General features: G+C 73.8%; 16 protein-coding genes and 4 tRNA genes. 10 read left to right on the top strand and 10 right to left on the bottom strand.

What is annotated here, in order from left to right:
- Positions 1–48 precede the first annotated feature (48 nt).
- The 3 genes from CXR44_RS10365 to CXR44_RS10355 all read right to left on the bottom strand — a co-directional run bounded on the left by CXR44_RS10365 (position 49) and on the right by CXR44_RS10355 (position 3,099).
- A complete protein-coding gene (locus tag CXR44_RS10365) occupies positions 49–933 on the bottom strand; it encodes an SAM-dependent methyltransferase (protein WP_101784924.1) in 885 nt (294 codons plus the stop codon).
- Positions 934–1,005: 72 nt separating this feature from the next.
- The gene (glmS, locus tag CXR44_RS10360; protein WP_101784922.1) at positions 1,006–2,826 is read right to left on the bottom strand and encodes a glutamine--fructose-6-phosphate transaminase (isomerizing); all 1,821 of its coding nucleotides are present in this window, start codon (positions 2,824–2,826) and stop codon (positions 1,006–1,008) included.
- An 81-nt stretch (positions 2,827–2,907) separates the two neighbouring features.
- Positions 2,908–3,099 carry a hypothetical protein gene (locus CXR44_RS10355; protein WP_245899043.1) on the bottom strand — a complete coding sequence of 64 codons (192 nt, stop codon included), beginning with the start codon at positions 3,097–3,099 and terminating at the stop codon, positions 2,908–2,910.
- Between the two features lie 266 nt (positions 3,100–3,365).
- On the opposite strand from CXR44_RS10355, the gene CXR44_RS40790 reads away from it, so the two are divergent.
- From CXR44_RS40790 to CXR44_RS10325, 6 genes are all read left to right on the top strand, one after another.
- On the top strand, positions 3,366–5,660 hold the full coding sequence (locus CXR44_RS40790) for an N-acetylmuramoyl-L-alanine amidase (protein ID WP_245899042.1): 2,295 nt from the start codon (positions 3,366–3,368) through the stop codon (positions 5,658–5,660).
- Between the two features lie 98 nt (positions 5,661–5,758).
- Positions 5,759–5,830, top strand: a tRNA-Gly gene (locus CXR44_RS10345).
- 17 nt (positions 5,831–5,847) lie between these two features.
- A tRNA-Cys gene (locus tag CXR44_RS10340) sits at positions 5,848–5,918 on the top strand.
- Positions 5,919–5,968: 50 nt separating this feature from the next.
- Positions 5,969–6,040, top strand: a tRNA-Gly gene (locus CXR44_RS10335).
- A 19-nt stretch (positions 6,041–6,059) separates the two neighbouring features.
- Positions 6,060–6,134 (top strand) — tRNA-Val (locus tag CXR44_RS10330).
- Between the two features lie 284 nt (positions 6,135–6,418).
- Positions 6,419–11,275: a DUF4132 domain-containing protein gene (locus CXR44_RS10325; protein WP_180903295.1), complete on the top strand. Its 4,857-nt coding sequence runs from the start codon at positions 6,419–6,421 to the stop codon at positions 11,273–11,275.
- Between the two features lie 167 nt (positions 11,276–11,442).
- Here CXR44_RS10325 and CXR44_RS10320 read toward each other — a convergent pair whose 3' ends face one another.
- Together CXR44_RS10320 and CXR44_RS10315 are read right to left on the bottom strand one after the other, a co-directional pair.
- Positions 11,443–11,751, bottom strand: coding sequence for a hypothetical protein (locus CXR44_RS10320; protein WP_101784918.1), 309 nt, complete (start codon positions 11,749–11,751; stop codon positions 11,443–11,445).
- Positions 11,744–12,304 carry an RNA polymerase sigma factor gene (locus CXR44_RS10315; protein ID WP_101784916.1) on the bottom strand — a complete coding sequence of 187 codons (561 nt, stop codon included), beginning with the start codon at positions 12,302–12,304 and terminating at the stop codon, positions 11,744–11,746. Before CXR44_RS10315 ends, CXR44_RS10320 begins: the two co-directional genes overlap by 8 nt.
- 548 nt (positions 12,305–12,852) lie before the next feature.
- Between CXR44_RS10315 and CXR44_RS10310 the strand changes: the two genes are divergently transcribed.
- Together CXR44_RS10310 and CXR44_RS10305 are read left to right on the top strand one after the other, a co-directional pair.
- On the top strand, positions 12,853–13,722 hold the full coding sequence (locus CXR44_RS10310; protein WP_180903293.1) for an MEDS domain-containing protein: 870 nt from the start codon (positions 12,853–12,855) through the stop codon (positions 13,720–13,722).
- The gene (locus CXR44_RS10305) at positions 13,712–14,680 is read left to right on the top strand and encodes an ATP-binding protein (RefSeq protein ID WP_101784912.1); all 969 of its coding nucleotides are present in this window, start codon (positions 13,712–13,714) and stop codon (positions 14,678–14,680) included. Before CXR44_RS10310 ends, CXR44_RS10305 begins: the two co-directional genes overlap by 11 nt.
- 81 nt (positions 14,681–14,761) lie before the next feature.
- On the opposite strand, the gene pcaDC is transcribed toward CXR44_RS10305, so the two are convergent.
- The 5 genes from pcaDC to CXR44_RS10280 all read right to left on the bottom strand — a co-directional run bounded on the left by pcaDC (position 14,762) and on the right by CXR44_RS10280 (position 19,831).
- Positions 14,762–15,979: a bifunctional 3-oxoadipate enol-lactonase/4-carboxymuconolactone decarboxylase PcaDC gene (gene pcaDC / locus CXR44_RS10300; RefSeq protein WP_101784910.1), complete on the bottom strand. Its 1,218-nt coding sequence runs from the start codon at positions 15,977–15,979 to the stop codon at positions 14,762–14,764.
- Between the two features lie 34 nt (positions 15,980–16,013).
- Positions 16,014–17,336: a lyase family protein gene (locus CXR44_RS10295; protein WP_245899041.1), complete on the bottom strand. Its 1,323-nt coding sequence runs from the start codon at positions 17,334–17,336 to the stop codon at positions 16,014–16,016.
- A 143-nt stretch (positions 17,337–17,479) separates the two neighbouring features.
- Positions 17,480–17,971 carry a dioxygenase family protein gene (locus CXR44_RS10290; RefSeq protein ID WP_101784908.1) on the bottom strand — a complete coding sequence of 164 codons (492 nt, stop codon included), beginning with the start codon at positions 17,969–17,971 and terminating at the stop codon, positions 17,480–17,482.
- A complete protein-coding gene (gene pcaH / locus CXR44_RS10285) occupies positions 17,968–18,636 on the bottom strand; it encodes a protocatechuate 3,4-dioxygenase subunit beta (RefSeq protein ID WP_101784906.1) in 669 nt (222 codons plus the stop codon). The genes CXR44_RS10290 and pcaH overlap by 4 nt, the downstream gene beginning before the upstream one ends.
- A gap of 40 nt (positions 18,637–18,676) precedes the next feature.
- On the bottom strand, positions 18,677–19,831 hold the full coding sequence (locus CXR44_RS10280) for a 4-hydroxybenzoate 3-monooxygenase (protein ID WP_101784904.1): 1,155 nt from the start codon (positions 19,829–19,831) through the stop codon (positions 18,677–18,679).
- 80 nt (positions 19,832–19,911) lie between these two features.
- Here CXR44_RS10280 and CXR44_RS10275 point away from each other — a divergent pair, with 80 nt between their 5' ends.
- Positions 19,912–20,697, top strand: coding sequence for an IclR family transcriptional regulator (locus CXR44_RS10275; RefSeq protein ID WP_101785413.1), 786 nt, complete (start codon positions 19,912–19,914; stop codon positions 20,695–20,697).
- A gap of 104 nt (positions 20,698–20,801) precedes the next feature.
- On the top strand, positions 20,802–21,374 hold the full coding sequence (locus CXR44_RS10270) for a helix-turn-helix domain-containing protein (RefSeq protein ID WP_101784902.1): 573 nt from the start codon (positions 20,802–20,804) through the stop codon (positions 21,372–21,374).
- The last annotated feature ends 5 nt before the right edge of the window (positions 21,375–21,379 follow it).

Below are 21,379 nucleotides of genomic sequence, written 5' to 3'. Positions count from 1 at the left end.
CGCGCGGGTACCTCCCACTACCTGAGGTTATTGACACATCACCATGGGTTACACCTGTCGCGGCCGTGTCTTCCAGCCGACTCCGGCCATGAGGTACGACGCCGTGGACGGCTCGCCGACCAGCCGGGGCCGGTCGGGCCGCCAGTCGGCGGCGTGCACCAGCCCGGGTTCGACCAGCGTGAAGTCGCCGAAGAACGACCGGATCCGGGCGGGCGGCCGGGCGGTGCCGCGGCCGGCGGCCGGCTTGGCGCGGCCCGGTGAGGTGGAGTGGGTGAGCACCAGGTGGCTGCCGGGCGCCACCGCCTCCCGCAGGGCGGCCACGGCGGCGTGCGGGCCACGGACGCCGCCACTCGTGAGGCCGCCCGTGTCGCCGCGCGCGTGGCCGCCCGTGCCGTCGCGCGGGTGGCCGCCCGTGTCGCCGCTCGCGTGGCCGCCCGTGCCGTCGCGCGCGTGGCCGCCCGTGTCGCCGTCCGTGTCCGGGATGAAGTGGAGGATCGAGATCAGCAGCACGCCGACCGGCCGGCCCAGGTCGAGGAAGGCGGCGGCGCGCTCCAGCACCCCGGCGGCGTCGAGCAGGTCGGCCTGCACGAAAGCGGCCCTGCTCTCGTCGCGGAGCAGGGCCGTCGCGTGCTCGGCCACCACGGGGTCGCGGTCCACGTAGACCACCCGGGCGTCCGGGACGACCTGGTGGACGCTGCCCTGGGTGGGCAGTCCGCTGCCCAGGTCGAGGAACTGGCGCACGCCCGATGCCGCCAGGTGGCGTACCGCCCGCTGCTGGAAGCCCCGGTTGACCCGGGCCAGCGGCACGGCCTGCGGGACCAGCTCGGCCAGCCGGTCGGTCGCCTCGCGGTCGACGGCGTAGTTCGTCACACCGCCGAGCATGTAGTCGTACATGCGTGCGAGGTTGGGCGTGCGCGGATCGAACTCGACCACAAACGGATCTTAGGTCGATATTGCGCTAATTACACGACCTTTGTGCGATTGTGGCCATAGTGCCGCCTGGACTCACTCGACCGTGACGCTCTTGGCAAGATTGCGAGGCTTGTCCACATCGCGGCCGAGGGCGACCGCCGCGTGGTAGGCGAAGAGCTGGAGCGGGATCGTCAGCAGGATCGGGTCCAGCTCGATCTCGTTCTTCGGCACCACGATCACGTCGTCGGCCAGCTTGGCGTCGGGGTGGCGGTGACCGACCATGAGCACCTGGCCGCCGCGGGCGCGGATCTCGCCGAGCGTGGTGAGGTTCTTGTCGAGCAGCTCGTCGTCGGGGACGATCGCGACCGTGGGCATCTCGGGGCCGATCAGCGCGAGCGGCCCGTGCTTGAGCTCGCTGGCCGGGTAGGCCTCGGCGTGCACGTACGAGATCTCCTTGAGCTTCTGCGCGCCCTCGCGGGCCACCGGGTAGCCGCGCACCCGGCCGACGAACATCATGCTCGGGTGGTGGGCGTACTTCTTCGCCAGCTCGGCGATCTTGTCGCCCTGCGCCAGGATCTCCTCGATCTGGCCGGGCAGCCGGCGCAGGCCGTCGCAGATGCGGCGGCCGTCGGCGGGCGACAGGTCGTGCACCCGGCCGAAGTGCAGCGCGAGCAGCGCGAACGCCACCGCCGTGGAGGTGAACGCCTTGGTCGAGGCGACCGACACCTCGGGCCCGGCGTGCAGGTAGACGCCGCCGTCCACCTCGCGGGCGATGGCGCTGCCGACGGCGTTGACGATGCCGATCACCCGGCCGCCCTTGCGCTTGAGCTCCTGCACCGCGGCCAGGGTGTCGTACGTCTCGCCGGACTGGCTGATCGCCACGTACAGCGTGTCGGGGTCGACCACCGGGTTGCGGTAGCGGAACTCGCTGGCGGGCTCGGCGTCGGCCGGGATGCGGGCCAGCTCCTCGACGAGCTGGGCGCCGATCTGGCCGGAGTAGTAGGCCGAGCCACAACCGATGATCTTCACCCGGCGGAAGGACCTGGTCTCGCGGGCGTCGAGGTTGAGGCCGCCGAGGTGGGCGATGTGGAAGCGCTCGTCCAGCCGGCCGCGCAGGGTGCGGGAGACCGTCTCGGGCTGCTCGGAGATCTCCTTGAGCAGGTAGTGTTCGTAGCCGCCGGTGTCGTAGTGGCCGGCGTCCCAGTCGACGGTCAGCGGCTCCTTGGCGGTCTCGCGGGCGTCGCTGGCGAAGGTGTGGAACCCGTCCGCCTTGATCACGGCCAGCTCGCCGTCCTCCAGGTGCACCACCTGGCGGGTGTAGCGGACCAGCGCCGACACGTCGGAGGCGGCGAACATCTCCTTCTCGCCGATGCCCAGCACGATCGGGCTGCCGTTGCGGGCCACGACGACCTCGCCCGACCGCTCGGCGTCGATGACGGCGATGCCGTACGTGCCGACGACGCTCTTCAGCGCCTTGCGGACGGCCTCCTCCAGCGACTCGGTCTCCTGGACGGTGCGGGCGATCAGGTGGGCGAGCACCTCGGTGTCGGTCTCGGAGACGAACACGACGCCGTCGGCGGCCAGTTTGGCGCGCAGCTCGTCGGCGTTCTCGATGATGCCGTTGTGCACGACGGCGATGCGCTCGTCCGACGACAGGTGGGGGTGGGCGTTGACGTCACTGGGGACGCCGTGGGTGGCCCACCGGGTGTGCCCGATGCCGAGGCCGCCCTTGAACCGGGCCGGCATGGCCTTGGCCAGGTCGGCGACACGGCCCTTCACCTTGCGGACCTTCAGCCCCTTGCTCGACACCACGACTCCGGCCGAGTCGTAGCCTCGGTACTCCAGCCGTTGCAGCCCCTCCAGCAGGATCGGGGCGGCGTCCTTGGGACCGACATAGGCGACGATTCCGCACATCCGGGGTTCTCCCTCTTCCATGAACGATGACGATGTCCGCGACTCGGGACCTGCGGCAGGGGCCGCGGAGGCCGGCCCCTGTCAGCCGTAGACGATGCGGCGCAGCTGGCGCAGGGACAGCTCGGGCGCGGCCACCCGGCGGGTCCGGAGCTCGGCGGCGACCCGGGGGAAGATCTCGTCGTTGGTGAGACCGCGGGACTTCAGCTCGGCGTGACGCCGCCGCACGAACTGCTCGACCGGCTCGGAGAAGTAGGCCAGCACGTCGGCGACCACGCGGGCCGCCTCACCGGGACCTAATCCGCTGGTCCTGGTGAGGTGCGCGATGAGCTCCTCGTGGGGATGCCGCGTCGTGGACACAGACGAGGACACTACGCACAAGCAACCGGACACGCCAACATCCTGCCCGCAATCGGGCAGGATTCGCGCCCAGGGCATGTCGCCCCGAGGCCGGGCGTGGCCGAAACACCGGCGTACCGCGCTTCCTTCTTCGCGGCGAACACGGACAGTAGTCTGACGAAACCGATCCGTGGGGGGTTGCCATGCTGCAGTGGGTCGTCGCCGGTCTCACCGCCGGTGCTCTGGTGGGGCCGGTCCAGGACCATGGCCGCCAGGGCGACTTCGCCGAGGCGGCGCGCGAGTACGGGGTCCCGGTGAGCGTCCTGCTCGGGGTGTCGTACCTGCAGTCGCGCTGGGACAGCCACGCGGGCCGGCCCAGCACGGACGGCGGGTACGGCCCGATGCACCTCGTGGACCTGGAGACGGCCGCGCGCCCGGAGGGGCGGGACGGGCATGCGGGGCACGGCGGGCAGAGCGGGCACCATGGGCACGGCTCCGGCGATGCGCGGGGGGATGGGGCCAGACCCGCGCCGGAGCGGTCGGCCACGGCGCCGGACCGCGACGCGGGCGGACGGGACGGGCGCGCGCCCGCTGGTGGGTCCGCTGATGGATCCGCTCGCGGGGCCGCCGGTGGGTCCGCCGATGGGCCCGCTGGTGGGCCCGCCGGTGGGCCCGCGCCGTGGGAGTCCGAGGTCACGGGGCCGTCGCTGCGGCGCGCGGCGCGGTTGACCGGGCTGCCCGCCGAGCGCCTGCGCACCGATCCGGCCGCGAACATCCGGGGCGGGGCCGCGCTGCTCGCCGCCTACCAGCCGCACCCCACCGACGATCCGGCCGGCTGGTACCAGGCGGTCGTCCGCTACTCGGGCGCCCGCGACCCGTTCACCGCCAGGAGCTTCGCCGACGAGGTCTTCACGGTGATCCGGGAGGGCGCGGCCCGCCGCACCGACGACGGGTTCGCGGTGCGGCTCGCCGCGGCGCCCGGCCTGCGCCCGCCGGCCGTCCCGCCGCTGCGCCGCGCGCAGCCCGCCGAGTGCCCCGCCACGCTGGCCTGCGAGTGGATGCCGGCCGCCTACAGGCGGACCGGCGGGGGCGACTACGGCAACCACGACCGGATCGCGGGCGAGCGGCGCGTCGACTACATCGTCATCCACGACACGGAGGGCTCCTACGACGGCATCAAGTCGATGGTCGCCGACCCCGACTACGTGAGCTGGCACTACACGGTCCGCTCCCGCGACGGGCACGTCGCCCAGCACGTGCGCACGAACGACGTCGCCTGGCACGCCGGCAACTGGGACGTCAACACCCGCTCGATCGGCGTCGAGCACGAGGGCTACCTCGCCAAGGGCGGCGCCTGGTACACCGAGGCGATGTACCGGGCGTCGGCCCGGCTCGTGCGGCACCTCGCCGACCTGCACGACATCCCGCTGGACCGGGCGCACATCCTCGGGCACGACAACGTGCCGGGCACCACCCCGGAGACGTTGCCGGGCATGCACGACGACCCCGGCCCCTACTGGGACTGGGCGCACTACTTCGACCTGATGGGCAGCCCCCTGCACGCCGACGGCCGGTCGCAGGAGGACCTGGACGCCGCCCGGCGGTACGCCGCGCCTCCGGCCTCCCGCACCCAGGCCAGGCACAACCCGGCCGAGCACACCGCCGCCGAGCACACCGCCGCCGAGCGCAACCCGGCCGAGCACAACCCGGCCGAACGCACCGCGGCCGAGCGCAACCCGGCCGGGCGCAACCCGGCGTCACATGCTCCGGCCTCGCGCGGCGCGGGCGAGACGCGGGCGGGCGAGGCGGGGCGCCGTGCCGCCGCGGCGACGAAGAGCCGGGCGGGCCGGGCGGACGGCGACACCACCGCCTCGGTCGTCATCCTGCCCGACTACGGCACCAACCAGCCCGCCTTCACCGGCTGCGTCAAGGCCCGGCCGACCCGGGCGTGCGAGCCGCACGGCGCCTCGACGGTGTGGCTGCGCACCGAGCCGCGCGAGGACGCGCCGCTGGTGGACGACGTCGGCAAGCGGGTGGGCAAGCCGAGCACGTCCAGCGTGTACGACCACAGCGCGCGGGTCTCCACCGGGCAGCGGTTCGCCGTGGCCGGCACCCGCGGCGACTGGACGGCCATCTGGTACCTGGGCCGCAAGGCGTGGTTCCACAACCCGCCGCAGAACCCCACCGCCGTGCCGGCCGACGGGCCGCTGGTCATGCCGCTCAAGGACGAGGTCGAGGTGTACGGCCGCGCCTTCCCCGGACGGCCCGCCTACCGGGGCACGGGCGTCGACTTCCAGGAGCGGATCCCCCTGCCGTACGTCATCCGGCCCGGCCAGGCGTACGCGCTCGGGCACACGGTGCGCAGTTCCTACCTGTCGGCCGGCTCGTACGACCCCGGCCGGCACGTCACCGTCACCGGCCGGCAGCGCTACCACCAGATCCAGCTCGGCCATCGCGTCATGTACGTCAAGGCGAGGGACGTCCGGGTGGTCCGCTGACATCCCCGCGACGATTTTCCGCCCACCCCCGTTTGCTGCGCACGGGCACTCCGCGGAGACGATATGGTTTTCCCGTGGCCCGGCACCGCCGGGAGCACGCGGAAGTGGCTCAGTGGTAGAGCATCACCTTGCCAAGGTGAGGGTCGCGGGTTCGAATCCCGTCTTCCGCTCGGAGCGCAAACTCCATGGTGGAGTGGCCGAGAGGCGAGGCAGCGGCCTGCAAAGCCGTCCACACGGGTTCAAATCCCGTCTCCACCTCGGTTGTCGGCGGACCCTCCGGGATCCGCTAAAGTAAAGCGCAGCGCCATGCGGAAGTGGCTCAGTGGTAGAGCATCACCTTGCCAAGGTGAGGGTCGCGGGTTCGAATCCCGTCTTCCGCTCTGAGTGACAACTCAATACGGACGATTAGCTCAGCGGGAGAGCGCTTCCCTGACACGGAAGAGGTCACTGGTTCAATCCCAGTATCGTCCACCACACTCCCTGGCAGATCTGCTCGGACAGGAGTCAAAGCCCCAGCTCACGGCACTCACCGGGAGCCTGGGGCTTCTTGTTGTTCCGGGATTGATCGTCAGCACCGGTGCCGCCGTTGTGCCGACGCCGTGATGATGCAAGCCGGCGACTGTCGCTTGAGCTCCCCAGCAGCGACACGGAGACCACTCTGCGAGCTGATGACGTGGTCTCAGCCGACCAGCGCCCCTGCCGATGCATCCTCACATTCCCCGTCGAATTGTCGTAGGGGTGATCAACAATGGCGTGCCATGGGATGGATCACGCTCGCGACGGGCCATGAGCTCACCGTCGAGGGTACGCTGCGGCCGTTGCTCGCCTGCCGGACGGCCGCGGGCCGCGTGCTGGCCAAGGTGCCCGCCAATGTCAGGAAGGATCCGGCCGCGGTACGGCTCGCCGCCCTCCGCGACCGGCTCGGCGAGCACGCTCGGGCCGTGCACGACCGGGTCGAGTCCTGGATGGTGCGGTCGCTGCCCGTCCCGGCCGCGGTGTTCGCGGCCGTCTGGGACGACCCGGTGTGGCGTGAGACGCTCACCGACCTGGTCATCGCCCCGATCGTCGAGGGCGCGCCCGACCTCGGCCGCTGCGCGCTCCTGCGCGAGGGCGCCTGGACGGGCGCGGACACCTTCGCGATCCCGCACCCGCTGCTGTTCGGCGACGAACTGCTCACCTGGAAGGGACGGTACCTCACGCAGGTCGTCGAGCAGGTACGCCGCCAGGTGTGGACGCGTCCGGCGAGCATGGACCGCGCGTTCGGCGTCGTCGAGATCGCCGGGGCCTCCTACGAGAGCGGCGCCGCGTTCGAGCGCCGCGTGCACGAGCTGGGCGGGCGGATCAAGGGCGACAAGGCACGGTTCACCGTGCACGCGCCCGAACCGGTCGGCGTCGAGCTGGACCTGTACTGGAGCGGGCCGATGAGCCCGGCCTCCGTGGAGGGGATGAGGTTCATCGCGGGCGGCCGCGAGATCGGCGACATCACCTGGTCCGAGGGCATCCGCATCCTCATGGCCCTGGACGCGGACCGCACCGTGGACGAAACCGAGCCCGAGATGGAGGCGGCCGACGCCTACGCGCACTACTGCGACACCCACCAGGGCGAGCCCGGCACCGTGGCGCCCTCCGGCATCACCGGCCCGACGCGCGAGGTGCTGCTGCGCGCCGGGGCGGTGCTGCCCGGCCCGGCCACCGGCCCCGGCGAGGACACGTGCGTCGCCGTCCGCTACGAGCACCGCGTCCTGGACGAGCCGGTCGTCGAACTCGTCCGGCACGAGGCCGTCGACGGCGACAAGGCCGAGAAGTCCCTGTACGACCTGGACCCGGTCGCGGAGACCGGCGTCGGCACCGTGCACGCGGGCCCGCTCGGCTTCCTCGCCTCCGCCCTGCGCCGCTACCCGGCGCACCGCGCTCGCATCCTGACCGCGCACACCGACCTGCGGGCCGCCCGCGACCTGGCCGCCCGCAAGCCCGGCCTCGCGCGCACCGCACTCACCCGTACCGGCGAGGACCTGCAGACGCACGCGCCCGCGCTGCTGCCCTCGTTCTACGAGGAGTGCGCGTCGATCATGGCCGCCGCGGGCAGCGCCCGCTTCGCCGCCGCCTTCTTCGAGACGGCCCGCGCCGCCGAGGAGACGCACGCCCTGCCGGTCGACGAGGCCGCGCTCGTCGCGGCGCACCTGGTCGCGGGGCCGGACGCCGCCGGATCGGCCATGCTCAGGAAGCACGGCAAGCGGCTCGCGGCCCGCCATCCCGCCCCCGCCGCGTACGACTGGCACCGCCGCCTGCTCACCGCGTGGTGCGAGAAGGTCCCGGACGGCGCGGACGGCGCGCTGGCCCTGGCCGACGGCTGGGCGGCGCTGGCGAAGGTGGCCGGGCACGCGCTCGGCGGGCCCGGCGACGAACGCGCCGTACGGGCCCTGCTGGAGAGCGGCTGCATGGAGTCGGCGCCGCAGGCCCTCTGGACGTTCCTCCTTCCGCTGCTCGGCCCGATGGCACGGGCGGACGCGGGCGTCGCCCGCGCGCTCCTCGGCACCCTGCCGCTGCCCGCCAAGGACACCCCCAAGGCGAGGAGCGCGGCGGTGTCGCTGCTCCTCGCCAACCTCGCCGGCGCGGGCCTGACCGCCCCGTTCACCACCGCCCCCGGACTGGCGGGGGCGGCGACCAAGGACTGGCTCGGGCGCTTCCTGAAGCTGTACGCGGGGCTCGCACTCCCCGTCGCCGGCCTCGGCGACCTCCTGCACGACGCCGGCACGCGGCTGCGCGCCGAGGGCCTCACCTGCGACGACCACGAGGCGGTGCTGGGAGCGGACGAGGACGAGATCAACCGCTGGGAGGAGACCGCCGCCGACCTCCCGCTCCTCGATCTCCTCCTGGAGTGCGGCGTCCCGCTCGCGCGGCCCCGGCTGCTGCACACGTTCAAGCTGTACGACCGGCTCGCCTCCGGAACCGGCACCGATCTGGCCGCCGTCGCCGCCGACCCGGACTGGGCCCCGCTGCTGCGCGACGCGATCGTGGGCAACGTGACCAACCAGCTCAACGTGACCGAGCCCGCCGTCCCGAAGCAGACCGCCCCCGAGACCGTACGTGCCCTGACCACGACACCGGGAACGGCACGGATCGTCGCCGCCATCCTGGCCGAGCACGCAGAACGGGTCCCCGGCCAAGGGCTGCCGGACACGCACGCCGCCCTGTGCGACGCCGAACGGTTCACCGCCGCCGGAGTCCCCGCCCCCCTCCTGGACAGCGTCCGGACGATCGCGACCGGGACGGACCCGGCACGCGCCCTCGCCGCCACGCTGAGCGGCGGCGTCCTCGACGAGCTGGAGTTGCCCGCCTTCGTCCCCGGCCACGTCAACACCATCACCAACTACCTGGAAGAGAGCGGCGCCGACCTGCTCCTCATCCAGTCCGGCCGGCTCTGGGAGCACCAGTTCCGAGCCTGCGTCGTCACACCGGACAAAGCCGGCCCGCCCCACGGCTTCGGCACCTACGAGCACATCTCCAGCCGCTCCCACGAACGGACCGAGGCACGCGACCTCTACGACCGCTGCCTGATCGCCGCGAACGGCCGGGTGACCGTGCTGGACCACGGCGGCCCGCACTGCCCGCACGACAGCGCGCACCCGGCCGCCCGCCGGGTCGTCCCGGCCGACGGCGAACGGGTCGCCTTCCCCGGCGGCGCCGAGGCCACCGTGTGGCGCGGCCGGGGCCGGATCATCGAGCTGCGGGACCCGGCCGGGCGGACCATCGGCCGCTACGTCCGTGGCTGGGGCAGGGTGCCCGAGCACGACGGCGCCGAGAACATCGGCGTGGTCGCCCACCACCGCTACGCGGCCGGGACCCGCCTGGTCGCGCCGCCCGGCTGGTGGTCGGCGATGCGCCCGCGCGACCCCGAGGGGTCGAGGGCGCTGCGCGCGGTCGACGAGAGGAAGGCGCAGGCCCTCCTCGACGTCGTGGACGCCCGGCTCGCCGCCAAGCTCATGCGGGTGCTGGACCCCGAGAGCACGTACCAGGAGAAGGACGCGGTCCGCGACGAGCTGGCGGGACGGCTCCGCCCGCTCCTGCCGGAGATCACCGACAAGTCGCTCCTGAGGGGCGTCACGCTCCTGGTGTGGACGGCCGTCGAATGTCGCGAGCGCGCGTTCGCCCTGCTGGAGCGTCTGGAGCCGGCCCCGCCGCCCCACCTGCGCCCCGCGCCCGCCGTCGCCGCGCCCGCCGTCCGGGCGGAGAAGGCACCCGAGCCGGACGATCCGGGGCCCGAGTCCGCCTACGAGAGGATCGCCCACTTCGCCCGCGCCGCCGCTGACCTGCCGTACGACCAGAAGGTCGCGATGTTCCACGCCCCCGCCGTCAAGGGGGTCGAGAACACGCTGGGCCGCCTCGGCGCCGCCGTCCTGGACGCCGCGTGGGGCGACGGCGACGGGCGCGCGCGGCTTCAGGAGCTGGCCGCCGTCCCCGAACTCCTCCGCACCGACGGCACCTGGCACGTCGCCCGGCTGCGCCCGGACCTCGCCCCTGGGGAGATCCACTCGGGCCACGGTCCCGTCGCAGCCGCCGCCGTCGCCGACCACGAGCTGGTGGACTACGCGTACATCGTCACGGCGCTCCTCCACACCCCGCAGGGCCCCGACCCGCTCCTGTTCACCCGCAACCGCGTCGTCGAGGTGCGGACCTGCCGCGGCTGGGGCGACCCGGACCGGCTCAGGCGGGCGCTCGGCCTGATCGCCGACAACGGCCCGCCGCCCGTGGACCGGGAGACGACCGTGCGGGCGTTCGGCGAGGCCACCGGCCTGTCACCGGCCCAGTGCCTGATCCTGCTGTCCACCTCGGCCCGCACGCTGTCCTGGCCGGACGGCTGGGCGCGGGGCCGCGTCGCAGCCTTACCCGCGGGCGACGCCGCCCGCGCCCGCGACCTCGGCCTGACCCAGCTCGACCTGCACGTCGCCGCGCTGTCCCTGGAGGCGCTCACCACCACCGACGAGGCCGTCGAAGTCGTCGAGCAGCTCATGCCCGATGACCCCGCCGACCTCTGGCGTAAGGGGCCCGACCTGGACCGGGCGGTCGCGTACTGGACGGAACTCCACCCGAGGCTCACCCCGCTCACTTCCCAGCAGTGGGTCACCCTCGCCTCCGGCGCCGAGGACGCCCTGCAGGCGCTGATCGCCCTGCTCGGCGAGCGCGAGCGTCCGTCCGCACCGCCGCTCGGCCGGCTCGCCCGCGCCGCGCAGCTCCTCGCCGACCGCCTGCCCAAGCACCACCCCGCCCGTACGACCGCCGCCGCCCGCCTGCGTGACCTGCACGACCACGTCACCGGCCCGGACACGATCCTGCCCGTCATCACAGGGGTCACCTCGGTCGCCGCCCTGGAACGAGCCGCCGGAGCGACCGCGGCGCACCTCCCGGAGAGCAGGCTCGCCATCGGCGACGCCCTCACCCTGGAGCCCGCCGGAGACGGCTACCGCGTCCACCTCCGCCCGGCCCGCTGGCCCGACCTGGACGCGCTGGCCCCGGCCCTCCGCCGCGGCGGCGCCACCGGCGTCGCCCTGGTCGTGGAGGACCTGCGTTTCCTCCGTTCGTCCGAGTCGCTGGAGGCCGCGGCCCGGCTGGAGTGACCTTCCCGCAGGGGCAGGTGGCGGCAGGCGATTACAGACTGCCACGCTCGTTCTGCGAGGCCCGGAGGTGAGACCCCTCCGGGCCACCGGCACTTGGGGCTGACCCGGCCGAAGACCCGGTCCCACGGCGAACGCCGCGAGACCGGGTCCTTCCTGTTGTGCGGGGTTCAGGTGGGCGTGGCATCCCGCCGGGGCCGAGCGTCCCCGCCCACGGCGGATGTGGCGACCTTCAGCTCGCACACGCCGTCCGAGCAGGATCGTCGCAGCCGCCCCATCGAGATCGTCTGGGCCAGCCCGATGACCCAGCAGGTCGGGCATCCTCGAAAGGCCAGCACCCCGACCCCCGCGAGCAGCAGCCCGGCCGGTCCCACCACCGGGAGGAGCGCGACCGAGGCGATCAGCGCGCCGAATCCCACCACGCCGCGCGCCAGGTGACGCGGCACCGAGGAGCTGCCGAAGTTCCGGCGGTCAGTCATCGAGACCTCCCAGGTCCGGGTCGGACAGCGCGCGCTGCACGGCCGCCCGCGCGCGGTGCAGCCGCGACTTCATGGCCGCGGTGCTCAGTCCCAGGGCGCCGGCGACCATCGGGCCGCTGATGCCCTGGACGTCCCGCATGATCAGCACCTTGCGCTGGTCGGCGGGCAGCGCGGCGATCGCGCTGGCGATCCGGGCGGCTTCCAGGCGCTGGAACACCTCCTCCTCCGCCGAGGGCGTGGCGGCCGTGGACCGGCCGGACTCGGCGTGGGGCGGGCGGAGCATCAGCCGGGCCCTTCGGACGCACTCGTTGCGGATGATCCGGAACATCCACGAGACCAGGGCCCCGGACGCCCGGAGCGTGCCGATCTTGCGGTACAGGACGATGAGCGCCTCCTGCGCGGCGTCCTCGGCGTCCTCCGGCGTGGCGCACAGCGAGCGCGCGAACCGCTGTACGTGCGGATGGGCGCCCGAGACCAGCGCGACGATCGACTCGGTGTCCCCGTCGCGCGCGGCGGTCACCAGCCGTTCGTTCGCCCAGCCCGGCTCAGCCACGTCCTTGCCCCCTTCGCCGCAGCACGACGACGCTACAGGTGCCGACGAGCACGACCGCGACCGCGATGCCGATACCCACGAGCATGACGAACCTCCCTATCGGATGCCCCGGCCCTGTCGCCGGGACATGGATGAGAGGCGCCGGACCCGGCAAAGGATTCAGGCCGGACCGCGACCGTTCCCGGTCGCCCGGCCGGCGCACGCCGGCTCGGCGCTCCGAGCGGCTGTGGAAGCGTGCCGTCGCCAGGCCGGCAGGGGCGGCGCGCGCCCGGGGGCCGGGGTGCCGTCGAGGTGAACTTGCCCGTCTTCGGGGCACAGGAAGGCCGGACCGGAGTCGGCGGGCGGACCGTACGCCGGAGCGAGCCGGTGGCGGACCGTACGCCGGAGCGGCGACGGGGGCGGGCTGTGCGCCGGAGCGGCGGCGGGGGCGGCGCCGCTGCACTACGGTCGGTCAGGACGGCGAAGCCGCGAAGGAGGTGGGCACGATCACGGGTGATCACTACGCTGGGTGGTCCTCTGAAGGACGCTCGGGTGGGATGGGTGACGCGGTGACGGTGAACGCTGAGGTGCAGATCACTGACCTGAAGGTCAATGATCATGCTTGCCTGACCTTCGGTGAACCGGAGGAGTTGCTCGACCTGACCGCCGCGTACATCCGTGACGGGCTCACCGGTGGGCTGCGGGTAGTGTGGTTGTGCGAGGAGCCTCAAGGAGCGATGGCCGAGCTGAGCCGCCGCGGCGTCGCCGTGAGGTCCGCCACCGCGGCGGGCAGCATGGACGTGGTGGCCTCCGGCGACGGCCTGCTGTCCGGGCGGTCGTTCGCGGTGGACCACGCGATGGGCTGGCTGCGCCGGCAGATGGAGTTGACCTCGCGCGAGGGCTACGCCGGGCTGAGGGTGGCTCTCGACATGGGGTGGGCGCTGCGACCTGTCAGCGGGATCGAGCAGTTGCCGGCGTTCGAGGAGGAGATCGCGACGGCGTTGCCGGACACCAGGGTGTCGGTTCTGTGCCAGTACGACCGTGAACGGTTCGACCCGGTCACGTTGGCATCGGTGTCCACGTTCCACACCCGGTCGGTGACCGCGGCGACCTACCACAGCGATCCGCTGCTGCGGATCTGCCGCCAGTACGCGCCGCCCGGCATCCGGCTGGCCGGGCAACTGGACCGGTCGGCCGAGGAGTCGCTGGCGCTGGCGTTGTCCGAGACGATCAGGGTGGACGGCGACATCACGATCAACATGTCGGAGCTGTCCTTCATCGACCTGCCGAGCACACGGATGATCCTCGACGCGGTGCGGAGCATGGCGCCCGACCGGTCGGTGGTGCTGCGCTGCGGCCACCCCATCGCCTCCCGGTTCGTCCTGCTGGGGGCCGCCGGCATAGCCGGGGTCAGACTGGTGACCGGTCATGGTGGGTGACGGACCCGTGGACGTCCCGCCGGCCACGGCGGGACTGGCGGCCCGTTCCGGCGCCGAGCCCGCCGGTGCGGCGGAGACACTGCTGGAGCAGCCGTTCGACGGCGACTCCCTGTACGCGCTGCGGGCCACCCTGGAGGCGCACGCGTCGCGGGCCGGGCTGCCCGACGGCCGGGTCATGGACCTGGTCATGACCGTGCACGAGCTGGCCACGAACGTGATCGTCCACGGCGCGGGCAGCGGCCGGGTGCGGATCCGCCGGGTGGACGGCGCGCTGCGCTGCGAGATCACCGACGCTGGTCCGCCCGGAGCCGGCACGGACGTTCGCGCGGGAGACGTCGCCGGCGCCGGCACGGGCGACGCTCCGGACGACAGCGCCGGAGAAGGCACAGGCAACGCTTGGGGAGACCGCGCTGGAGACGGCGCTGGAGACGGCGCTGGAGACGGCGCTGGAGACGGCGCTGGAGACGGCGTCGGGTGGCCGATCCGGCATGGGCACGGGCTGTGGATCGCCCGGCACCTGACCGACGGGTTCACGCTCGCCACCGGCCCTGAGGGGACGGTCGCCGCCGTCGACTTCACCCTGCCCAGCGTCTCCGTGGAAGCGTCGCCGTTCGAGCTCGTCCGGCACGATCGCGGCTCGTACGTGCTGCTCGAACTCACCGGCCCCCTGATCGAGCAGGCCGCCGAGCTGATCAACGCCGTGGTGGGCGACATCGCGTCCGGCGGCAGGCCGCGGCTGGTGCTCGACCTGAGCGGGGTGACGTTCTGGGACGCGGTCGGCGTCGCCGCGCTGATCATGGCGCGGGAGCAGGTCCGGGCCGCCTCCGGGGTGCTGGTCCTGGCCGGGCCGGCCCCCGGGTTCCGGGAGCGGCTCGACGCCCTGAGCCCCACCCCGTTCACCGTGTACGCGGACCGCGACGAGGCCGCCGGACGCTTCGGGACCGAATCCGGCTCCTGACCGCTGCTCCGGCAGCACCGCATGGCGAACCGCCCTGTGGCGGCGCGGCCGGGGTCGGGCCGCGGGGGCTCGCGGCGACGGTCAGCCTTCGGTGAGGACGCGCTGGGCGACGGCGAAGGCGGCGTTGGCCGCCGGGACCCCGCAGTAGATCGCCGTCTGCAGCAGCACCTCCCCGATCTCGTCCGGCGTCAGGCCGTTGCGCAGGGCCGCGCGGACGTGCAGGGCGAGCTCGTCCAGATGGCCGTGGGCGACGAGCGCGGTGAGGGTGACGCAGCTCCGGGTGCGGCGGTCGAGGCCTGGCCGGTTCCAGATCTCGTCCCAGGCGTAGCGGGTGATGAGGTGCTGGAAGTCGTGGGTGAAGCCGGTCGTGGCCACCACCGCCCGGTCGACGTGGGCGTCGCCGAGCACCTCGCGCCGGGTCCGCATCCCGGCGGCCCAGCTCTCCGCCCGGCTCTTCTCCTCCCGGCTGCTTCGGGGCCGGTGTTGTTCCGGATCGCCGGCGGAGTGCGCAGCGCCTGCCGGGCCGTCACGGTGCGGGCGATCGGGAAGGAGCGGGTTCAGGTGGTCGGTGATGAACCGGGTGACCGCGTCCGCACGCTGAACGGTGGCGAGGTGGGCGGCGTGCGGGACGACCACGAGGTGGGCGTCCGCGATGCCGCGGGCCAGGACGAGAGCCTGGTCCAAGGGGGTCGCGGGGTCGTCCGCGCCGGCGACGACCAGGGTGGGAGCGGTGATCGCGGGCAGCCGCCCGGTGAGGTCGCAGGCGGCGAGGGCCTCGCAGCAGGCGGCGTACGACTCGGCGTCCACCCCGGCCGGCATGTCCAGCACCCACCCGCCGTCGTAGCCGGGGGTGAACCAGCGGGAACCCAGGACCGGGGCGAGGGCCGCCACCCCGCCGGCGCGGACGGCGGCGGCCCGTTCCCGCCACGGTCCGGGCTGGCCGAAGCGGGCGGCGGTGCAGCAGAGGACGAGCCCGCGCACCCGGCCGGGTTCGGTGACGGTTCCGGCCACGGCTATGGCGACGGCGCCGCCGAGGGAGACCCCGCCGACGGCGAACGGCTCGTCCGGCACCAGATCGAGCACGGCGCGGGCCAGCGTGTCGACGGTGAACCCGGCGGGCGCGGCCGGGGAGCCGCCGTGGCCGGGCAGGTCGTACCTGAGCACCCGCCAGGACTCGGTCAGCGCCGGAAGCTGGGGCCGCCAGAGGTCCATGGTGGTGCCGAGCGACGGCCCGAGGACGAGCAGCGGCCCGTCCGCGGGACCGTCGACGCGATGGTGAAGGGTGAGCTGCGCGGTCATGGGTCCGTCCTGATGATGCGGTGCTGGAGCGGCGTCAGGGGTGGCGGTCATGGTAGGCGGTGAGGATGCGGTCGATGAGTTCGTGGGCGGCGCCCAGGTAGGCCGCCGGGTCCAGCAGGTCGTCCGGGGCCCGCAGCGGGCCGTCGGCGCGCAGCAGCGCCGACAGCTCGTCCTGCGGCAGGTGGGCGGCCAGCCGTTCGGAGACGACGCGGCCGCCGGTGAGGTCGAGGTTGGCGCGCATCCGGCCGGGGAACACCGTCAAGCCCGCCAGCAGCTCGGCGGCCGTCTCGGCGGCGCCGCCGGTCAGCCGCAGGCACTCGCGCAGCGGCGCCCACTCGGCCTGCCACGCCCCGGCGGCGCGCTCGTGCTCTCCGGTACGGCCCAGCGGCTGGGCGTACACCGGCACCTGCATCGCGGCCGAGCGGACGAGCACCGACAGGGCGGGGTTGCGCTTGTGCGGCATGGCCGAGGAGCCGCCGGGAGCGGACTCGGCCACCTCGCCGACCTCGGTCTGGGCCAGCAGGATCACGTCAGTGGCGATCTTGCCGAGCGCTTCCGCCGTGCCCGCGAGGGCCGCCCCCAGCTCGCCCACCACGGTCCGGTCGGCGTGCCACGGCGCCGGGGGCGCGGCCAGCCCGAGTTCCTCGGCGTACCGGTCCACGAGGGCGAGTGCGCTCACCCGCGCTGGGGGCGCGTCCGCGTCGGCGGAGACCGCATCGGCGGGGACCGCTTCGACGCGGGCTGCTTCGACGTGCGCCGCGTCGGCGGAGACCGCATCGACTTGGGCCGCTTCGACGAGGGCCGCGAGGGTGCCGGCCGCGCCGCCGAGCTGGGCGGGCAGGCGCACGGCCAGCAGTCGGTCGCGGGCGCGCAGCAGCCCGGCCAGCCACCCGGCCGCCTTCAGGCCGAACGTCGTGGGCACGGCCTGCTGCCCCAGCGTGCGGGCGGCCATCAGGGTGTCACGGTGCCGGTCGGCGAGCGCGGCGAGCGGGCGCATGGCGGCGTCCAGGCCCGCCGTGATCTCCGCGACCGCGCGGGAGGCGACCAGCATGGCGGCGCTGTCCATGATGTCCTGGCTGGTCGCGCCCTTGTGCACGAAGGCGGCGGCCTCTCCGCAGGCGGCGCGGAGGTCGGCGACCAGGGGGACGACCGGGGTGGCCGAGCGCCGGGCGCGGCGGGCCAGGCCGGCGGGGTCCACGGTGAGGTCCGCCGCCGCCCGGGTGATGAGCGCCGCCGCCCGTTCGGGGATGTAACCGGCACGGGCCTGGGCGCGGGCGAGGGCCGCCTCGGCGTCCAGCATGGCGCGCACCCACGCCGCGTCGGAGGTGAGCCGCTCCACCCGGGTGCCCGCGCGCACCGGGGCGAGCAGCCCGCCGTCCGGAGCAGGGTCGCCGGTGGTCCGGGACGCGGCACCGCCGCACGTCCCCGCGGGAGTTCCGTCCGAAGTCCCGCCCGAGGTCCCGTCAGAAGTCAAAAGCGACCGTCCCGCCTGAAGTCCCGTCAGAAGTCAAGGAAGACCGTCTCCCCCTCCCCCTGCAGGCGCACGTCGAACCGGTGGGTGTCGCCGGAGCGGGTGGCGAGCAGCGTGGCACGCCGCGCGGGGTCGAGGCCGTCGAGCAGCGGGTCGGGCACGTCCTCCAGGTAGACGCGGGTGAGCACCGACCGCAGCAGCCCGCGGGCGAAGATCTGCAGCGACAGGTACGGCCCGGCCGGCGGCGCGGTGCGGAACCGGTACGTGCCGTCGGGCTCGGTGGCGCACCGGCCGAACCCGGACACGCCGCCGTCGCCGCGCCGCAGCGCGCCCCGGTCGCCGGTGCGGCCGAGCCACAGCTCCAGCAGCGCGTCGGGTACGGGGTCGCCCGCCCCGTCGAGCACCCGCCCCTCGAGGGTGACGGCGCCGGGGTGGCCGGGCGGTACGAGCTCCCAGTCGTGCGGGTAGGGCAGCGCGTGGGCGAAGAACGGCCCGACGGTCTGCGACGGTGTGATGGTCATGGGTTCTCCACGGGCGTACGGCCGAGCACGATGTCGAAGGTGTACCCCAGCGCCCACTCCGGCTCGGTCACGTCCAGGGAGAAGGACGAGACGAGCCGTTCGCGGGCCGCGGCGTCGGGGATCGACTGCAGGACCGGGTCGAACGGCATGAGCGGGTCGCCCGGGAAGTACATCTGGGTGACGAGCCGCTGGGTGAACGCCGTGCCGAACACGGAGAAGTGCAGGTGGGCGGGCCGCCAGGCGTTGGGGTGGTTGCGCCAGGGGTAGGCGCCGGGCTTGATCGTGACGAACCGGTAGCGGCCCTCGTCGTCGGTGAGGCACCGGCCGGCGCCGGTGAAGCAGGGGTCGAGCGGGGCCGGGTGCCGGTCGAGGTCGTGCGCGTACCGGCCGGCCGAGTTGGCCTGCCACAGCTCCACCAGCGTGCCGCGCAGCGGCCGGCCGGTGTCGTCGAGAACGCGGCCGGTGACGATGATGCGCTCGCCGATCGGCTCGCCCGCGTGCCGGCGGGTGAGGTCGTGGTCGAGTGCGCCGACCTCGTCGTGACCGAAGACGGGGCTGGTCAGCTCGATCGTGTCGGGGTCGGCCGTGAACGGCACCGGCGGGTGCGCGGGCGCCCGCAGGAGGGTGCTGCGGTAGCCGGGACTCAGGTAGGGCGGGTGGCTCATGGCTGTCCTCGGTCTGCTGTCGGGGCGGATGTCGGATCGGTCATGGCAGGCCCACGTAGTTCTCCGCCAGGGTCGTCGCGGCCGCCTCCGAGGCGGTGACGTAGTCGAGATGGGACACCTGAAGCCGCCGGCCGTAGTCGTCGTCGGTGTCGAAGGTGTGCAGCAGGGTCGTCATCCACCAGGAGAAGTGCTGCGCCCGCCACACCCGCTTCAGGCACGCCCGCGAGTAGCCGTCGAGCAGGTCGGCCGAGCCCGTCGCGAAGAAGGCGTCGAGCGCCTCGGCCAGCACGCGCACGTCGGCCACGGCCAGGTTGAGGCCCTTGGCGCCGGTGGGCGGCACGATGTGGGCGGCGTCGCCGGCCAGGTAGAGCCTGCCGTACTGCATGGGCTCGGTGACGAAGCCGCGCATCGGGGTCACGCCCTTGTCGAAGATCTCGCCGGTGGCCAGCGTGAAGCCGGGCACGGTCTCCAGCCGGGCCTTCAGCTCGGCCCAGATCCGCTCGTCCGGCCAGTCGTCGGCGCTGGTGTCGGGCGGCACCTGCAGGTAGAAGCGGCTGACCTCGGGCGAGCGCATGCTGTGCAGGGCGAAGCCGCGGTCGGTCCTGGCGTAGATGAGCTCCTCCGCCGACGGTGGCACCCTGGCGAGGATCCCGAGCCAGGCGAAGGGGTAGGCGCGCTCGTACGTGGTGAGGACGCCGTCGGGGACGGCCGGGCGGGACACGCCGTGGAAGCCGTCGCAGCCGGCGATGACGTCGCAGTCGAGCCGCTCGCCGCCGAAGGTGAGGTAGGGCCGATCCTCCAGCGCGTGCAGCGCCACGTCGGTCACCTCGAAGCGGATGTCGCCGCCCGCCGCGAGCCTGGCGGCGATGAGGTCCTTGACGACCTCCTGCTGCCCGTACACGGTGATGGACCTGCCCGGGAGGAGCTGGTCGAACGCGATGCGGTGGCTTTCGGCGCCGTACCTGAGCTCGATGCCGTGGTGCGGCAGCCCTTCGCGCAGCAGCCTGGCGCCGACGCCCGCCTGGACGAGCGTGTCGACGGTGCCGTGTTCCAGCACGCCGGCGCGCACGCGCCGCTCGACGTGGTCCCGGCTGCGTTTCTCCAGGACCACGGAGGAGATGCCGCGCAGGTGGAGGAGGTGGGACAGGAGCAGCCCGGCGGGTCCCGCCCCGATGATCCCGACCTGAGTGCGCATGGGGCAAGCCTCCCGCCCCGCCGGTGGCCGGGCCGAGCCTGTTCTTCCACTGGGCGGAAGACGAGGGCAGGATGGGCCGCATGGCCGGTGGAGCGCGGGAGGGCGGGCGTTCGGTGACGTCCAAGGTGCTCGCCATCCTGGGCGCGTTCGACTCCGCCCATCAGCAGCTCACGCTGAGCGATCTGGCCCGGCGCAGCGGGGTGGCGTTGAGCACGGCGCACCGGCTGGTGGCGGAGCTGGAGGCGTGGCAGGCGCTCAGCCGCACGTCCGACGGCCGGTTGCGGATCGGGATGCGGCTGTGGGAGCTGGGCCAGCTCGCGCCCGGCCGGCTGCAGGACATGGCGCATCCGTGGCTGCAGGAGGTGTTCGCGAGCACCGGGGAGAACGTCCACCTGGCCGTGCGCGACGGGCTTGAGGTGCTGTACGTGGACAAGGTGCACGGGCGGCGCGCGGTGCCGATCGTGTCGCGCACCGGCGGGCGGCTGCCGATGCACCCGACCGGGGTGGGCAAGGCGCTGCTGGCCTACGAGCCCGACTGGTTCGTGCAGGCGTACCTGGCGCGCAAGCTGGAGCGGCCGACCCCGCACACGATCATCGAGCCGGGGCGGCTGGCGCGCGAGCTGGCCAGCGTGCGCGCCCAGGGCTACGCGCTGACGTACGAGGAGATGACGCTCGGCACCTGCTCGGCCGCCGTGCCGGTGCTGGTGGACGGGCGGCCGGTCGCCGCGCTCGGCATCGTGATCGCCTCCCGGCGGGCCCGTGAGTTGCACCGCCTGGTCGAGCCGCTGCGCGAGGCGGCGGAGCAGATCGCGCGGGCCGCCCGGGAGGGTTCCGGGGGTGAGGGCCATGGCCCTGGTAGGGCGTGACGGACAGCCCCCAGCAGGCGCGTTATCGCGTCGTTACCGGCTGCCTGTACGGTCCCTTCGTTGTCACTGAACAGGTTGTTCAGTGGAGGCGATCAAGGGGTTCGATGACCGAGTCGGAGACCGCGCGTCTGGGCGCCCGCATCAGGGCGTACCGGACCATGCGCCGGCTGACCGTGCGCGCGCTCGCCGTCGAGGCCCAGGCCAGCCCCAGCTTCATCAGCCAGCTCGAACGCGGGCAGACCAGCGCGAGCGTGGGGATGCTGCGCCGGATCGCGCAGGCGCTGGGCCTGACGGTGGCCGAGCTGTTCAGCGACGAGACCGAGGTGGGGCACCGGGTGGTGCGCCGCGCGGAGCGGCCGACCCTGCCCGCCGGGCCCGGCGTGCGCAAGTTCCTCGTCTCCCAGCGCCCGTTGCGGGGCGTGGAGATGTACGCGGGCGAGCTCGACCCCGGCGCCTCCACCGGCGACGATCCGTACACGCACGGCGACTCCCAGGAGATCTTCCTGGTGCTGCGCGGCCGGGTCGCCGTCTGGCTCGGCGCGCCCGGCGAGGCCGTCGCGCACGCGCTGGAGCCGGGAGACAGCATCGAGTACCACACCTCCGTCCCCCACCGGGCGGTCAACGACGGCGACGAGGTCGCCGAGGTGCTCTGGGTGGTCAGCCCGCCGACGCCGTAGCCTGA

The organism is Nonomuraea indica, assembly GCF_002850745.1.
GTDB lineage: Bacteria > Actinomycetota > Actinomycetes > Streptosporangiales > Streptosporangiaceae > Nonomuraea > Nonomuraea indica.
The sequence above is the reverse complement of the archived record's forward strand: the minus strand, read 5'-3'. Positions and strand labels throughout refer to the sequence as shown.

Excerpts from the sequence above, each read along its gene's own strand:
- CXR44_RS10275 (WP_101785413.1), top strand. The coding sequence starts at position 19,912 with ATGGCCGGTGGAGCGCGGGAGGGCGGGCGTTCGGTGACGTCCAAGGTG.
- CXR44_RS10320 (WP_101784918.1), bottom strand. The coding sequence starts at position 11,751 with ATGACTGACCGCCGGAACTTCGGCAGCTCCTCGGTGCCGCGTCACCTG.
- CXR44_RS10325 (WP_180903295.1), top strand. The coding sequence starts at position 6,419 with ATGGGATGGATCACGCTCGCGACGGGCCATGAGCTCACCGTCGAGGGT.
- CXR44_RS10270 (WP_101784902.1), top strand. The coding sequence starts at position 20,802 with ATGACCGAGTCGGAGACCGCGCGTCTGGGCGCCCGCATCAGGGCGTAC.
- glmS (WP_101784922.1), bottom strand. The coding sequence starts at position 2,826 with ATGTGCGGAATCGTCGCCTATGTCGGTCCCAAGGACGCCGCCCCGATC.
- CXR44_RS10290 (WP_101784908.1), bottom strand. The coding sequence starts at position 17,971 with ATGACCATCACACCGTCGCAGACCGTCGGGCCGTTCTTCGCCCACGCG.
- CXR44_RS10305 (WP_101784912.1), top strand. The coding sequence starts at position 13,712 with ATGGTGGGTGACGGACCCGTGGACGTCCCGCCGGCCACGGCGGGACTG.
- pcaDC (WP_101784910.1), bottom strand. The coding sequence starts at position 15,979 with ATGACCGCGCAGCTCACCCTTCACCATCGCGTCGACGGTCCCGCGGAC.
- CXR44_RS10280 (WP_101784904.1), bottom strand. The coding sequence starts at position 19,831 with ATGCGCACTCAGGTCGGGATCATCGGGGCGGGACCCGCCGGGCTGCTC.
- CXR44_RS40790 (WP_245899042.1), top strand. The coding sequence starts at position 3,366 with ATGCTGCAGTGGGTCGTCGCCGGTCTCACCGCCGGTGCTCTGGTGGGG.
- pcaH (WP_101784906.1), bottom strand. The coding sequence starts at position 18,636 with ATGAGCCACCCGCCCTACCTGAGTCCCGGCTACCGCAGCACCCTCCTG.